The organism is Peptoniphilus lacydonensis (assembly GCF_900106515.1).
In the GTDB taxonomy this organism is placed as follows: Bacteria; Bacillota; Clostridia; order Tissierellales; family Peptoniphilaceae; genus Peptoniphilus_A; species Peptoniphilus_A lacydonensis.
The window spans coordinates 600,821-614,896 of sequence record NZ_FNWF01000003.1; the positions used below are offsets into that span (position 1 = coordinate 600,821).

Sequence of the window (14,076 nt, forward strand, 5' to 3'; positions counted from 1 at the left end):
TACTCTATATTTTTTTCTTTGTCAATATTTTTTATAATTTTTTTGTAGTTTTATAAATTTAAAAATTTTTAACTTATATTTATAATTTTTCGCATAATTATTTTTTCTTAAACTTGCTTGTAAGCTTAGTTTTATGAAATAAGGGTGGATTTTTTGGTACAACTATTGTATAATTATGTATTGTTATTGAGTGGATTGGAGGTATTGATGCAAACAAACAAAAAAGTCATTCTAGGAATGAGCGGCGGTGTTGATTCTTCTGTTGCTGCTATTCTCTTAAAAGAAGCTGGCTATGATGTCACTGCTGTTTTTATGAGAAACTGGGCTGAAGATGATGGAATGTGCACCGCAAGAGAAGATTACATTGATGTAGTTTCTGTTTGTTCACAACTTAATATAAAATATTTTACTGTCAATTTTGAAAAAGAATATAGAGATAGAGTTTTCTCTTATTTTTTAAGTGAATATAAAAAAGGCAGAACTCCAAATCCCGATGTCATGTGCAATACTGAAATTAAATTCAAAGCTTTTCTAGATTATGCGATGGACTTTGATGCTGATTATATTGCAATGGGTCATTATGCTAGGACTAAAAAAATTGATGGAAAAACTTACCTTTTAAAGGGGATTGATTCAAACAAGGATCAATCCTATTTCCTATCACGAGTTAAATCTGATGCACTTTCAAAGACCCTCTTTCCAGTTGGTGATTTAAATAAAAACGAGGTTAGAGATATTGCAAAAAAATACAATCTATCTACTGCTTCAAAAAAAGATTCTACTGGGATCTGCTTTATTGGTGAAAGAGATTTTAATGAATTTTTAGATCAGTTTCTTTTTACTAAGCCTGGAAAAATTGTGGACGAAAAGGGCAATGTAATTGGAGAACATTCCGGTCTTATGCACTATACAATTGGTCAAAGACGTGGAATTGGAATTGGAGGCGTAGGAAGTGGAGAGCCCTTTTTTGTCGCCGACAAAGATTTAAAAAATAATCTTTTAATTGTCGCACAAGGCATTAATAATCCTGTTCTTTATAGGGATGAGTTTGAAGTTGAAGATGTTTTTTGGATTACAGAAATCCCCTCTCTTCCTTTAGATTTATCTGTTAAAATAAGATATAGAGCTAAGGATGAAGATGCGACTTTAGAAATTAAAAATAATAAATATGTTGTAAAACTGAAAAATCCACTAAAGGGTGTTACACCTGGTCAAGTGTGTGTTTTTTATCAAGATGATGTCTGTCTTGGTTCAGGTATTATAAAATAATTAATAAATTTTGGAGGTTTATATGAAATTAGTTTTAAACAAAAGAGATTCTAAGGGTAAAAATAAAGTTGATAAACTTAGAGCTAATGGCGAAATTCCTGGAGTTCTTTACTCTAAAGGAGAAGACGCAAAATTATTAAGTGGTCTTGAAAAAGATTTATTGAAAGCTTTTTCTGAAGAAGGATACTCAAATATTTTTGAAATCGAAGTTGATGGAGAAACTATATCCGTTCTTTTCAAAGAAGTTCAAATGCACCACATTAAAAATTCAATGGTTCACTTTGACCTATATGAAGTTGATATGAATTCTGAACTTACTGTTGAAGTTCCAGTTATTCTTGAAGGTAGAGATGACATTAGAGTTCAACCATCATCATTAATTCAAGTATTAAATGAAGTTGAAGTAACTTGTCTTCCTAAATATCTTCCATCTGAAGCTGTTGTAAATGTTATTGATATGCAAATTGGCGATGTTGTAACTGTTGCTGACTTAGACATTTACGGCAATGAAAATATTAAAATTGACCTTGCTAGTGAAGAAACAGTTGCAACTCTTGTTGAACCAACAGAAGAAAAAGAACCAGAAGAAACAGGTGAAGAAGCTTCTGCAGAAGTTCCTACTGTTTCAGAAAGTGAAGAGAAAGAAGAAACTGAAGAATAATTTATATTTAAAAAGGGCTTTTTGAGCCCTTTTATTTTTTATTACGAAAACTTTATATAAAATTTAAAACTTCCATTGGATTTTCTACAATATTTTCTGTGTATTCTTCCAACATTTCCTTTGAACCTGTGCCGCAGAGCACTCCTACCTTTATAGTGTCCTTTCCAAATATCATATCAACTTTAGAATCTCCCACTATCATAATCTCTTTATCTCTTAAATTGTACTTTTCTTTAAAAATTTCAAGCCCTTCAGTATCTGGTTTCTTTTTATACAAATCAGCAGCTGCATAAAAATCTATAAAACTGTCTACTTTCAAATACTCCATAGAAAATTTTGCCTGTCTATAATTGTCCGATGTAAAAATGCCTATTATTATATTTTTACTTTTTAAATATTCAAACAATTTTTTTAAATCACAAGTTTCTTTTATTTCACTTTTACTATTTTTTAAAAAATCTAATAGATAATTATCTAATTCTTTATAAATTTTTTCTTCGTCTTCTTTTATAAATTCTGAAAATATCTCTGCCAAATCTCTCGCTGTTTCTGATGAAAGTATGGAATTTTCTTCTACTTTATTATTTTCATTTATTCCAACTTTTTTATATAAACTTCTTCTATCTTCTTCTGTCAAATCTTTCTCTTTTAAAAATCCTATGACAGAATCTATCCACAAGTCTGAAAATTCAAGAAGAGTCCCATCTTTATCAAATAATACTGCTTTTATCATTTACTAATTTCCTCAATTCCTTCCAAGTTTTTATTTTTTTAGAACTCTTATCTAAATTATAAAAATAGGGATTCGTAAATCCATAGAGTTCTCCATCTTCGCATCTAACATTTACTCTTGCATAATGATAATTTTCATCTAAATCAAGCTTTATGTTTAAAGATTTTTCACAAGTCTTTAATATTTTTCCATCTAATATAAATTCTATAAAAAGTTTTTTATTGTGAAAAGTATTTTCTTCTAATTTCATAAAAAATTCACAATCTTCTATTTCTTTTAGCTCAATTAACTTTTCCCTAGATACAGAAATTTTCCCAGATAACATACCATCTTTTAACTTATCCTTTGAAAGATTTTTTGAATATACAAATGTCTTAGGATCTCCAAGTAAAGAGGGATAATTTGAATTTTCATATTTTTCATCTGGATAAAGATGGGAATCGCTTCCGCCCAGTCCATAGACTTCATAGCCATTTTGTAAAAGTATATCCCATGCAAAAAGTGCCTTTTCCATGGCGTCAACAGAAGTCATATATGTTGGATCATTTATTATTTCCATAAATTTCAAATTTTTTAAATTATAATCATCTACTAAAAATTCAAAAGTTTCCATAAATGGATGATTTATAGAATAAATTTCTCCATCCAAACTTTCAAGTATCTTTAAAAGTCCCTCTTCCGTGTTTAAAATCTCAAGAGAAAACTTATCAAATATAGATTGATTCGTAAAAAATATATTTATGTGACCAAAACTTGATGTTACTTCCGTTCCTTCTATTATTAAAAGCTCGCTTTCTGGAAATTTTGTGTGATTAAAGTTGTGATCTGTTGGCGAAAAAAATGATAACTCCTTCTTTTTTGCTACTTCTATATTTTCTTCTGGGGACAATTTCCCATCAGAATAAAATGTGTGAGTGTGGAAATCTCCTGCATACCACTTTTCTTCCTTTGATTTAACTTCTGAAGATTCTATATCAATTTCATTTTTTGAATTGACTTCACTTTTCTTTTCTCCGATGGTCAAAGTAACATCACTTTTTTTATATAGAAGATAAGAAATTTTGTAATCTCCGCTTTCAAGACTTTTAAATCCATCTGAAGATTTTAAAATGTCCTTTGACATAAATCTATTTACACTTCTATTAGTTGTAATACTGCCACAAATTTTTTCATCTTTATAAATAAACAAACTTATAAAAAATTCTTCGCCACAAATTTTTATTTCAATGGAATCTTCTTTCACGTCATTCTTACTTATTCTTAAATCAATTTCATTGTATCCATCTTTTAGATTTTCTATAATATTTTCCATAATTCTCCTTAAAAAAAGCTTTGAGTGTAATGTGTCCCAAAGCTAATTTTTTATAAAATTTTATTTGTTAATTGCATCTAGTGCTTCTTGAGCAGTCTTTGCTGCTTCATCAAGAGCTTCTTTTGCATCAATATTTTGAAGTTCAACTTTGTCAGCTGCAATACTTAATGCATCTGTAATCTTTCCATCAGTTGGATCTATAAATGCAGGTGAAGCGTGCATTGCTTGTTCATAAGGCACATTTGCATATGGATTTTCTTCTATAAATTTTTTGTAGTCATCTACTTCTGCGGCACTCTTTCTCACTGGAATATATCCAATCTTTTTAGACCACTTTGCAGAAACTTCTGGGCTTGTAAAATAAGCAATCCATTCGTAAGCTGCTTTTTGTTGCTCTTTTGTTGCAGCAGCTGGAACTAAAAGTGAATGTGCCCCTGCTACTGGCTTTCCTGGATTTCCATTTAATCCTGGTTGTGGAAGTGATGAAATTTTTGTAAAATCAAGGTCTCCCTTGTCACCTGATGAACCTGTGTAGGACATTGCATCTCCATTCATTACATCATCAATAGTTCTGTACCAATATTCCCAACCTTGTCCACCTGATTCAATTTTCGTAGTTTTGTCATCAAAAATTTGCTTTCTCACAAAATTCCAAGCATCAATCCACTCTTTGCTATTAATTAAAACTTTCTTGCCATCGTCAGAAAGTATTTTTCCACCATTTGAAAGTGCCATATCAATTAAATTTTCGTGATTATACATAACAAGATGTCCATAGTCTGCAATTTTCTTGTCTTGAATTTCTTTTGAATATTTAAAAACATCTTCCCAAGTATCGTAAACTTTTTTTGGATCAAGTCCTGCTTTATCAAGTAAATCTTTTCTATAATAAATTACTTGAGTAGTTCCATAAGCAGGAAATCCATAAATTTTTCCATCTATCACTTCTGGTTTCATAAATACATCTAAGTAATCATCTAGTGGAGTCTTTTTATCGTCAATATATTCTGATAAATCTGCAAGCATTCCATCTTTAACTCTAAGTTCAACATTTGAACCAATATAAACTGCTGGCGGTTTTTTTGCTGCAACAGCAGCTTGAACCTTTTGGAAAGTTTCTGCATAATCAGCTTGTTGTACACCTACAACTTTCACCTTGTCTTGAGATTCATTAAATTCTTTTATGATTTCTTCCATAGTTTCTCCAGCAACTGAACCTAGACCATACCAAAATTCAATTTCAGTTGGCCCATCACCATTTTCCTTTTGGTCATCTTCTTTCATTGCTGTTTTTGATGCATTTGAGCAACCTGTAAATAGCATTAGAGCACACAAAATAATTAATAATCTTTTTGTAATTTTCTTCATTTTTTCTCCTTTTTAACTTTTTATTTTTATAAATATAATTCTTATCCCTTTATTCCACTGTCAGATATTCCTTTTATAAACCACTTTTGTAGGACTACAAAAAGTATTAAAAGTGGCAATACAGATATAGTGTTTCCTGCCATAAGAAGAGGCAAATTTTCTCCAAAATTTCCCTGTGATGTGAAAAACTTATTTAGTCCAACGCTTATCAAATATTTTGATTTTGAATTGGTAATAAGAGATGGCCACATATAATTGTTATACATTGTTACAAATTGTATAAGGGCACTAGTAAGTATTGTTGATTTTGAAATGGGAAGTATTACTTTTAAAAGTATATCTCTGTCACTTGCACCATCCATTTCTGCCGCTTCAATTAACTCTTTTGGGACTTCTTTAAAGGTATTGTAAAGCATATAGATTGTAAAAACTGCAACTGCATTTGAAATAATAATTCCTGTCAAAGTATCTATTAAACCCATCTTTGCAATTATTACATAGCTTGGAACATAAGTTGTGGCAGCAGGTAACATATAAGTTAAAAGAATGCCCTTAAACAAAACTCCTCTAGCTTTAAAAGAAAATCTATACATCCCATAAGCAAGTAAAACTCCTGTAATAATTTGTAAAACTACAATTATTATAGATGTCACAATTGAATTTATAATATATAAATCAAAGGGTGCCAAATTTAATGCTCCAGCAAAATTTCTAAAATCCAAAAAATCCGGCACAAAACTAAGAGGCTTTCGCATAATAGATTCTGTCGTCTTAAAAGAATTTGAAATCATCCACAAAAGTGGAAAGAAGGTTATTATGGATAGAATTATTAAAATAATATGTCTAAATATTTTCTTCATCATGCATCCAACCTCTTTTTCATATGAATCATAAATAGAGATAATATTGCAGTTATTATTACTATAATTAAAGATATTGCACTTGCACTTCCCATGTTAAATTCTTCAAAGGCTTTTTGATAAAACAAGTATAGGAGCGTTCTAGTTGAGCCTGCAGGCCCACCTCTTGTCAAAACTGAAAATTGATCGTAAGCCTGAATTGATGTAATTAAATTCATAATTAATAGAAAAAAAGTTGTCCTCTTAGTCATGGGAAAATAAATATATTTTATTTTTTCAAAAGTATTTATTCCTTCGACCTCTCCAACTTCAAATAAACTTTTTGGAATTTTACTCATTGCATCTGTATAAAATAACATTGCCCAGCCAGCATTTTTCCAAATAGTTACCATTATAACAGCAAACATCGCCGTCTTCTCATTGGAGAGCCACTCTGGTCCATTAATTCCAAAAATTTCAAGTATTCTATTTATAAGACCCACATCCCCTCTAAGCATCCAAGACCATACAATAGACATAGCAACCATTGGAGTTACCCAAGGGGAAAATAGAAATCCTTGATATATAACTTTTCCCTTTATATTTCCTTGTAACAAGAGCGCAAATATAAACCCAAAAAATAAAACTGGCACAACAGTCCCAACTCCAAAAATAATAGTATTTTTAAAAGCTTGCCAAAAAAATTCATCTTGCAAAATACCTTTATAATTGTCTATTCCAACAACATCAAAATTTGGGCTTACATAATTCCAATTTGTAAAAGAAATTAAAATAGAAGTAATCATAGGCAAAAACCAAAAAATTATTAATGGTGTCAAAGGAACTAAAAAATAAATTAAAAATTCTTTTAGTCCCAACTTCCTCTTATAACTTTTTTTACAATTACTCTTCATGATTTTCACCTGTAAAAATTCTATTGCCAGTATCTTTATCAAAAAAATATATTTTTTCTCTTGGTAATTTTACGAATAAAGGACCATTATCTCTAGGATTTTTTTCAAGATCGCATTTTAAAATTATCTTATTTCTATAAAGTTTACCTGATATATTGTAATCAGATCCCAAAAGTTCAATTAAATTTATGTCAAAATCAAACCCTTCATCTCTAGAAAGCTCAATAGATTCCGGCCTTATTCCAAGAATAACTTCGCCATCAGAAATATTTATCTTCTCAACTAATTTATTTTTATTGTCGTCATAGAATATTCCATCTTTTATTTTGCCTTCTATAAAATTCATAGATGGAGATCCTAAAAATCCAGCTACAAAAGCATTAATTGGATTGGTGTAAAGTTCCTTTGGCGTTCCAATTTGTTGAATTACTCCTTCATTTAAACAAACTATTCTTGTTGCCATAGTCATGGCCTCTGTTTGATCGTGAGTCACATATATTACAGTTGAACCTAGTCTATTTTTTAGATTTAAAATTTCCTCACGCATTTCAGCCCTAAGTTTTGCATCTAAATTTGACAAAGGTTCATCCATTAAAAAGATGTCACTCTCTTTTACAATTGCCCTTCCCAAAGCAACTCTTTGCATCTGACCTCCAGATAAATCCTTAGGCTTTCTATTTAAGTAATTAGTAAGATTTAACATTTCAGCTGTATCCCTTACTTTTTTATCAATTATATTTTTGTCAAATTTTCTTATTTTTAATCCAAAAGCTATATTATCGTAGACAGATAAATGAGGATAAAGTGCATAAGATTGAAATACCATGGCGATATTTCTATCTTTTGGTGCTAGTTCATTGGATAATTTTCCATCAATATAAAGTTCCCCACTTGTTATATCTTCAAGCCCTGCAATCATCCTTAAACTTGTCGATTTTCCACAACCAGATGGCCCTACAAAAACTATAAATTCATTTTCTCTTATATCTATGGAAAAATCCTTTACAGAATATTCCTCATTGTCTTCATATTTTTTGCATATATTTTTTAAGCTAATTTTGGACAATTTCTCTCCTCCCTCTACCTGAACTATTCTACTTATAAATTAAATAGAAAAAATATATAATTCGTAAAAAATTTGTAAATCAAATTTTATTTTATAATTCAATTTGATAATATTTTTTTAATGACAGTATTATATAATATTATGTATTTATAACTTATATTCTGGGATGGTTATTTTATTGATTAGTTTTAAGTTATGAAAACAAGTAGTTTATTTAAAATCTAAATTGAAATATATTAAGATAAATTATGAATGCCAAAAGCAAAAAAATTTTAAAATATGTATCTATTTTTGCCATACTCTATATACTTTTTCAAGTATCTCTTTCAAGTAGAAGTCACATTGCCTTTAACAAGTTTACCAAAAATAACCAAACTCTTAGTTATTTCATAAGTCTACTTACATTTAATATACTGGGAATATTTTTAATAAAAAAATCTATAATAGGATTTAATTTCTATCTCATTTTAATTTCATTTAATGTTATAGATGCAGTAGCTACGTCAGGTGATATTGCCAATTCTCTAAATGATAATTATTTTTTTATAATTCCATCTATATTTATCTTAATTGAGTGTTTTTTATTTTATAAAGAAAGAAAAAATTAAATATATAAAAAATAAGACAGGAACTCAATACATGAGCTCTTGCCTTATTTTCTTATCAACTTCTTTTTTCTTCATTGTTTCTCTTTTGTCCCAAAGTTTTTTACCCTTTGCCTTTGCTATTAAGACCTTTACTTTTCCCCTCTTGAGGTAGACCTTTAGTGGAATAATTGTATAGCCATCTTGAGTCTTTACTTTTTCAAGACGTAGGATTTCACTTTTGTGCATCAAAAGTTTTCTCTTTCTCATTGGATCTACATTATGAATGTTTCCTTGTTCGTAAGGACTTATATGCATTCCATGAATAAAAATTTCTCCATTATTTATATCGCAGTAAGAATCTTTTATATTAACTTGTCCTGCTCTAATTGATTTTACTTCTGTGCCAAAAAGTTCTATGCCTGTTTCATAAGTGTCTTCAATAAAATAAAGATGGCTCGCCTTTTTATTATTTGCAATTGCATTATCTTTTTCCTTACTCATCTTTATCACCTACTAATTTAAAATCAATATTTCCCATATTTAAATCTACATTTACAACTTCAACTTTCACTTCATCGCCAATATGAAATTCATTTTTTGTTTCATAGTCCACAGCTTTATAGTGATCTACATCAAATTCATAATAGTCATCCATGGATTTGTAACTCACAAGCCCCTCTATTAAATTATCAAGTTCTACAAAAATACCAAAATTTGTAATACTTGAAACACGCCCATTGTAAACTTCTCCAATTCTCTCAGACATATACTCTGCCATTTTTATATCTTCAACTTGTCTTTCTGCATCTTGGGCAATCTTTTCTGTCTTCGAAACTTGCTCTGCAATCTCTGGCAAAACCACCTTTAAGCTTTTCACTATTCCCTTTGAAAGTTTTCCCTTTAAATACCTTTTTATAATTCTGTGAATTGTCAAATCCGCATATCTTCTTATAGGAGATGTGAAATGTGAATAATGCTCAAATGCAAGTCCAAAGTGAATATCATTTACTTCAGAATATTTTGCTTTTGTCATAGAGCGAAGTGTAAGTGTTGATATAAACATTTCTTCTTTTGTTCCCTTTGCTTTTTCAAGAACTTTTTGCACATCAACTGGTTCCACTTTTTCATCATAATTTATCACGTATCCCAGTGGTCTTAAATAAGAATTAAGTTCAGAAATTTTTTCTTCCTTAGGTCTTTCGTGAATTCTATATAAAAATGGAACCTTCTTAAAAAAATATTCTTTTGCAACACAGACATTTGCAAGTAGCATAAAATCTTCTATTAATTTATTAGCAGATCTTCTATCCCTTTTGTGGATATCCTTTGGCCATCCTTTTTCATCTGCATCTATTACAACCTCTGGAATGTCAAAATCTATTGCTCCGCCCTCTTCTCTCTTTTTTTGCAAAAGTTTAGAAAGCTCATACATATTGTCCAAAATGTTTTCAATTCCACGAAGTGATTCATGCACAACTCCATTTTCTAAATAATCAGAAACATCATCATAGACAAGTCTTTTGTGAGAATTTATTACAGATTCTTTGATATTATATTTTACAACTTCGCCTTCTCTATTTACTTCCATAATACAAGATAAAGTCAGTCTATCCACACCTTCATTTAGTGAACATATTCCATTGGAAAGTTCAAAGGGAAGCATCGGTATCACTTTATTTAAAAGATAAATAGAATTTCCTCTTTTAAAAGCCTCTTCATCAATCGCACCATATTCTTCAACATAATGTGCCACATCAGCAATGTGAACTCCCAAAATATAATTTCCCTCATCAGATATTTCAAGAGAAATTGCATCGTCAAAATCCTTAGAATCTCTTCCGTCAATTGTAAATGTAATTAAATCTCTTAAATCAAGCCTTCCAATTATTTCTTCTTCAGAAACTTTTTGTGGAAGATTTTTTGCTTGAGATTTAACTGCCTTGTTAAACTCCATGGGAATATCAAGTGACTTTGCAACAGACATCACATCTACATGAGGATCATTTGGATAACCTAAAATTTCAATTATCCTGCCCTCAGGCTTTTTATTTTCTTCTGGCCATTTTTCTATTTTAACGACGACCTTTTGACCATTTCTTGCTCCATTTATTTTTTTCTTTGGAATGTAAATGTCCATAGTCATTTTTTCTTCATCAGCTATTACAAAGCCAAAATCTTTTTTCTTTTGAAATACACCTACAAACTTAGTGTTGCCCCTCTTGGCAATGGAAATAACTTTGCCCTCTGGCTTATCTCCTGAAGAATCATTGTATCTTTTAACAACTACTTCATCACCATTTAATGCTGAGTTTAAATTATTCCTTGAGATATAAATATCTTCATCAAGATTTTCAGTTATCAAAAATCCAAAACCCTTTGCATTTGTCTGAAGTTTTCCATAAAAATATCTTTCATTGTCGACGACTCTATATTTTTTTCTGCTGTCCTTAAAAATAAGTCCTTCACATTCAAGTTCCTCTATTATTTTCATAAACTGGTTCTTTTCTTTATTTTTAATTTTAAATAGCTTAATGAGTTCGTCCTTTGACTTTGGCTTTGAATTTTCAATAATCTTTAAAATCTTATCTTTAATCATTAAATCTTTGCTCCATAACTTGTCATATTAAATAAATTTGAATCAATGGAATAATTGTTTTCTGCTCTCTCTTTATGTCTTTCAAATCCAAGTTCAATTAACTTAGTAATTAACTCCCCTATTTTAATACCCTCTACTTCAAAAAGATAAAAGGCAATAGAACCAGGAAGTGTATTTATTTCATTAACATAAGCCTTGTCGCCATCTACTAAAAAGTCAATTCTTGCAACCCCTGAAGCATCAATTGCTGCAAAACTTTTTTTTGCAAGATTCTTTATTTCTTTTTCAAGTTCAGGCGTCAAATCTGCCGGAAGTTTTTTATTTTGATTCTTTTGTGAAGATTTTGCACCCTTTGACCCTGCAACATATTTATCTTCATATCTCAAAAGGTCCTTAAATCCAATTGGCTCTTCTGCTGCAGAAACTTGAAACTCATTTTCATAGCCTAAAACAGCAACATTAATTTCCCTTGGATTAACAACAGCTTCTTCCACGATTACTTTTCTATCATAATTTGCAGCAACTTCAAGAGCTTTTGAAAGATCAAGAGCATTTTCTACTCTAGAAATTCCAATTGATGAGCCTAGATTTGCTGGCTTTACAAATAGAGGGTAATTTAAATTTTTACATTTTTCAACAATATTTTGTAAATTTTTGAGTTCTTCTTTGTAAAAATATTTATAATTTGTCATTGGAATACTTTCTGATTCAAAAACTTTTCTCATGACAACTTTGTCCATCCCAACGGCCGAACTCATTACACCGCAACCGGTGTAAGGCATACCAATTAATTCAAAAAGTCCTTGGGTACATCCATCTTCTCCAAAAGTTCCATGAAGTGCAAAAAATATTTCGTCTATCTTTTCAAAAACCTCAACAGAATTGTACTCAGGTTTAAAAAGTTTCTTTTCATTATGCTTTACACAGTATAAATTTTTGTCACCATAAATTGGTTTGAAGAAAACTTCCACTGCATCATCAAAATCTTCACTTTTATATGATTTAAAATTTTTTAAGCTATCTCCTGACAAAAACTTTCCACTTTTTGTAATATAAATTGGGATTGGATTGTACTTACTTCTATCCATGTTTTCAATAATTTGCATTCCTGTTATCACAGAAACTTCGTGTTCAACAGATCTTCCTCCAAAGATTACTCCTATATTTTCCACTAATTTCACTCCTCATTGTAATTGTCAGGAAGATCATTTTCAAATAAAACAACATCTCCTGGCATAGAAATTTTTGCGAGAACTTCTGTCGCCTCAGCAAGAGAAGAAACTCTATATATATTATCTTCGTTAAAATCTTTATTTTTTAGCCCTTCGTAAATTGGAACAGTTCTCTTTTTGCCAACTAAAATTACAAAATCAACAACATCTGAGATAACTTCACCAATTTTTCTATTTTCATCTTCTTCCATATCGCCAAGTTCGACCATTCCAGGTGTAATTATTATTTTTCTGTGCCCTTTAAACTCTTTTAAAACATCAAGAGCTGCTCTAAATCCAACTGGATTTGAATTAAAGGCATCATCAATTACAATTGTATTGCTTTTTGATGGTATAAGACTAAGTCTATGCTCCACTGGCTCAACTTTTGCAATCCCACTTTGAATTTGTTCTAAACTAAGTCCCAAAACACTCGCCGCAGTGGCTGATGCAAGTAGATTTGAAATATTATGCACTCCAAGAAGTTTTGTCTTGCACTTTATTTCTCCTTCACCTCTTATGTGTAGCATAAATTCCGAACCATTTTCGTCAACTTTTATCTCATCTGCATAGACATCAAGCTTTTCAATGTCCTTTGTTCCGTATCTCAAAGTCTTCTTTTCAGTTTTATCTGCCAAAATTTTTACATAATCATTGTCGTAATTAAAAATTGCAACTCCATCCATTGGAAGATCTTCAATTAATTCGTACTTAGTCTTCATTATATTGTCAATTGTCTTAAAAAGGTGCATATGAGTTGGCCCAATAGCAGTTATTATACCAATGTCTGGTTGCACAAGACTCGCAACTTCGTGAATCTCTCCTGGAATTTTTGCTCCAAGTTCTGCAATAAAAACTTCTCTATCGCTTTCAAGTTCATTATTTATAACTTTTGAAAGTCCCATAGGTGTATTAAAAGAAGATGGAGTATTTTTTACTTTTAATCCCTCTGACAAAATTGTATCTGTAATAAACTTTACAGATGTTTTCCCAAAAGATCCTGTAATCCCAAGAACTTTTAAATCATAATTCTCCTTATAATTTCTTATTTTATCTTGTGCTTGATTGAAAAATCCCATATTTATTCTATCTTCTGTTGGCTTTGCCCACTTATTTGATAAAATTAAAACTTTATATTGGTAAAAATAAACTAGAAAAGATAGTACAATAGTTACCAAAACTGAAACTATATGAGAATCTGTAACATTAAGCATTATAAATGAAATTATTATCGCAACCACGAAGCAAATAATATTTACAATTTTATGTTTCTTTAAAAGTCTTTTTGCCCTATCAGTCCAGACAAGGGGAGTTTTCTGCTCCTTATCTAATTTATAAACTAATTTATTTACTTTATTTTTATTATTTTTTAAAAACGTCTTGTATTCATCATTGTCATACCCCTCAAGTTGGAGCATGTGAATTGGATAATTGCTTCTTTTATAGGAACAATAAAGTGCAAAACAAATTATTACAAAATCTATTATATAAATTGGTAAATCTTTCAACAAACTTTTCAT

The 14,076-nt window shown here is 30.1% G+C and carries 12 protein-coding genes; 2 read left to right on the plus strand and 10 right to left on the minus strand.

All coding sequences use genetic code 11. The features are described 5' to 3' along the window. Positions 1-207: 207 nt before the first annotated feature. The gene (gene mnmA / locus BQ5450_RS04620; RefSeq protein WP_071126122.1) at positions 208-1,269 is read left to right on the plus strand and encodes a tRNA 2-thiouridine(34) synthase MnmA; all 1,062 of its coding nucleotides are present in this window, start codon (positions 208-210) and stop codon (positions 1,267-1,269) included. 22 nt (positions 1,270-1,291) lie between these two features. Further along, complete coding sequence (locus BQ5450_RS04625; RefSeq protein WP_071126123.1) at positions 1,292-1,930, plus strand: 50S ribosomal protein L25; 639 nt, start codon at positions 1,292-1,294, stop codon at positions 1,928-1,930. Positions 1,931-1,982: 52 nt separating this feature from the next. Here the strand turns inward: BQ5450_RS04625 and BQ5450_RS04630 are convergent, their stop codons facing one another. From BQ5450_RS04630 to BQ5450_RS04680, 10 genes are all read right to left on the minus strand, one after another. Continuing rightward, the gene (locus BQ5450_RS04630) at positions 1,983-2,663 is read right to left on the minus strand and encodes an HAD family hydrolase (protein WP_071126124.1); all 681 of its coding nucleotides are present in this window, start codon (positions 2,661-2,663) and stop codon (positions 1,983-1,985) included. Continuing rightward, positions 2,641-3,975, minus strand: coding sequence for a CehA/McbA family metallohydrolase (locus BQ5450_RS04635; RefSeq protein ID WP_071126125.1), 1,335 nt, complete (start codon positions 3,973-3,975; stop codon positions 2,641-2,643). Before BQ5450_RS04635 ends, BQ5450_RS04630 begins: the two co-directional genes overlap by 23 nt. A gap of 60 nt (positions 3,976-4,035) precedes the next feature. Further along, the gene (locus BQ5450_RS04640) at positions 4,036-5,343 is read right to left on the minus strand and encodes an ABC transporter substrate-binding protein (protein ID WP_071126126.1); all 1,308 of its coding nucleotides are present in this window, start codon (positions 5,341-5,343) and stop codon (positions 4,036-4,038) included. A gap of 41 nt (positions 5,344-5,384) precedes the next feature. Next, positions 5,385-6,206 carry a carbohydrate ABC transporter permease gene (locus tag BQ5450_RS04645; RefSeq protein ID WP_010242720.1) on the minus strand — a complete coding sequence of 274 codons (822 nt, stop codon included), beginning with the start codon at positions 6,204-6,206 and terminating at the stop codon, positions 5,385-5,387. Beyond that, complete coding sequence (locus BQ5450_RS04650) at positions 6,203-7,096, minus strand: carbohydrate ABC transporter permease (protein WP_010242721.1); 894 nt, start codon at positions 7,094-7,096, stop codon at positions 6,203-6,205. Before BQ5450_RS04650 ends, BQ5450_RS04645 begins: the two co-directional genes overlap by 4 nt. Next, complete coding sequence (locus BQ5450_RS04655) at positions 7,086-8,162, minus strand: ABC transporter ATP-binding protein (protein ID WP_010242722.1); 1,077 nt, start codon at positions 8,160-8,162, stop codon at positions 7,086-7,088. Before BQ5450_RS04655 ends, BQ5450_RS04650 begins: the two co-directional genes overlap by 11 nt. Before the next feature lie 632 nt (positions 8,163-8,794). Next, positions 8,795-9,250, minus strand: coding sequence for an SsrA-binding protein SmpB (smpB, locus tag BQ5450_RS04665; protein WP_071126128.1), 456 nt, complete (start codon positions 9,248-9,250; stop codon positions 8,795-8,797). Next, positions 9,243-11,345 (minus strand): ribonuclease R, encoded by a 2,103-nt coding sequence (gene rnr / locus BQ5450_RS04670; protein ID WP_071126129.1) that lies wholly within the window; start codon positions 11,343-11,345, stop codon positions 9,243-9,245. The genes smpB and rnr overlap by 8 nt, the downstream gene beginning before the upstream one ends. Beyond that, positions 11,345-12,517, minus strand: coding sequence for a D-alanine--D-alanine ligase family protein (locus BQ5450_RS04675; RefSeq protein WP_071126130.1), 1,173 nt, complete (start codon positions 12,515-12,517; stop codon positions 11,345-11,347). Before BQ5450_RS04675 ends, rnr begins: the two co-directional genes overlap by 1 nt. Positions 12,518-12,522: 5 nt before the next feature. Further along, the gene (locus BQ5450_RS04680) at positions 12,523-14,076 is read right to left on the minus strand and encodes a UDP-N-acetylmuramoyl-tripeptide--D-alanyl-D-alanine ligase (RefSeq protein ID WP_071126131.1); all 1,554 of its coding nucleotides are present in this window, start codon (positions 14,074-14,076) and stop codon (positions 12,523-12,525) included.

What these genes read in the sequence shown, in the direction of transcription:
- mnmA (WP_071126122.1), top strand. Translation starts at nt 208, where the DNA reads ATGCAAACAAACAAAAAAGTCATTCTAGGAATGAGCGGCGGTGTTGAT.
- BQ5450_RS04625 (WP_071126123.1), top strand. Translation starts at nt 1,292, where the DNA reads ATGAAATTAGTTTTAAACAAAAGAGATTCTAAGGGTAAAAATAAAGTT.
- BQ5450_RS04630 (WP_071126124.1), bottom strand. Translation starts at nt 2,663, where the DNA reads ATGATAAAAGCAGTATTATTTGATAAAGATGGGACTCTTCTTGAATTT.
- BQ5450_RS04635 (WP_071126125.1), bottom strand. Translation starts at nt 3,975, where the DNA reads ATGGAAAATATTATAGAAAATCTAAAAGATGGATACAATGAAATTGAT.
- BQ5450_RS04640 (WP_071126126.1), bottom strand. Translation starts at nt 5,343, where the DNA reads ATGAAGAAAATTACAAAAAGATTATTAATTATTTTGTGTGCTCTAATG.
- BQ5450_RS04645 (WP_010242720.1), bottom strand. Translation starts at nt 6,206, where the DNA reads ATGATGAAGAAAATATTTAGACATATTATTTTAATAATTCTATCCATA.
- BQ5450_RS04650 (WP_010242721.1), bottom strand. Translation starts at nt 7,096, where the DNA reads ATGAAGAGTAATTGTAAAAAAAGTTATAAGAGGAAGTTGGGACTAAAA.
- smpB (WP_071126128.1), bottom strand. Translation starts at nt 9,250, where the DNA reads ATGAGTAAGGAAAAAGATAATGCAATTGCAAATAATAAAAAGGCGAGC.
- rnr (WP_071126129.1), bottom strand. Translation starts at nt 11,345, where the DNA reads ATGATTAAAGATAAGATTTTAAAGATTATTGAAAATTCAAAGCCAAAG.
- BQ5450_RS04680 (WP_071126131.1), bottom strand. Translation starts at nt 14,076, where the DNA reads ATGAAAAGTTTGTTGAAAGATTTACCAATTTATATAATAGATTTTGTA.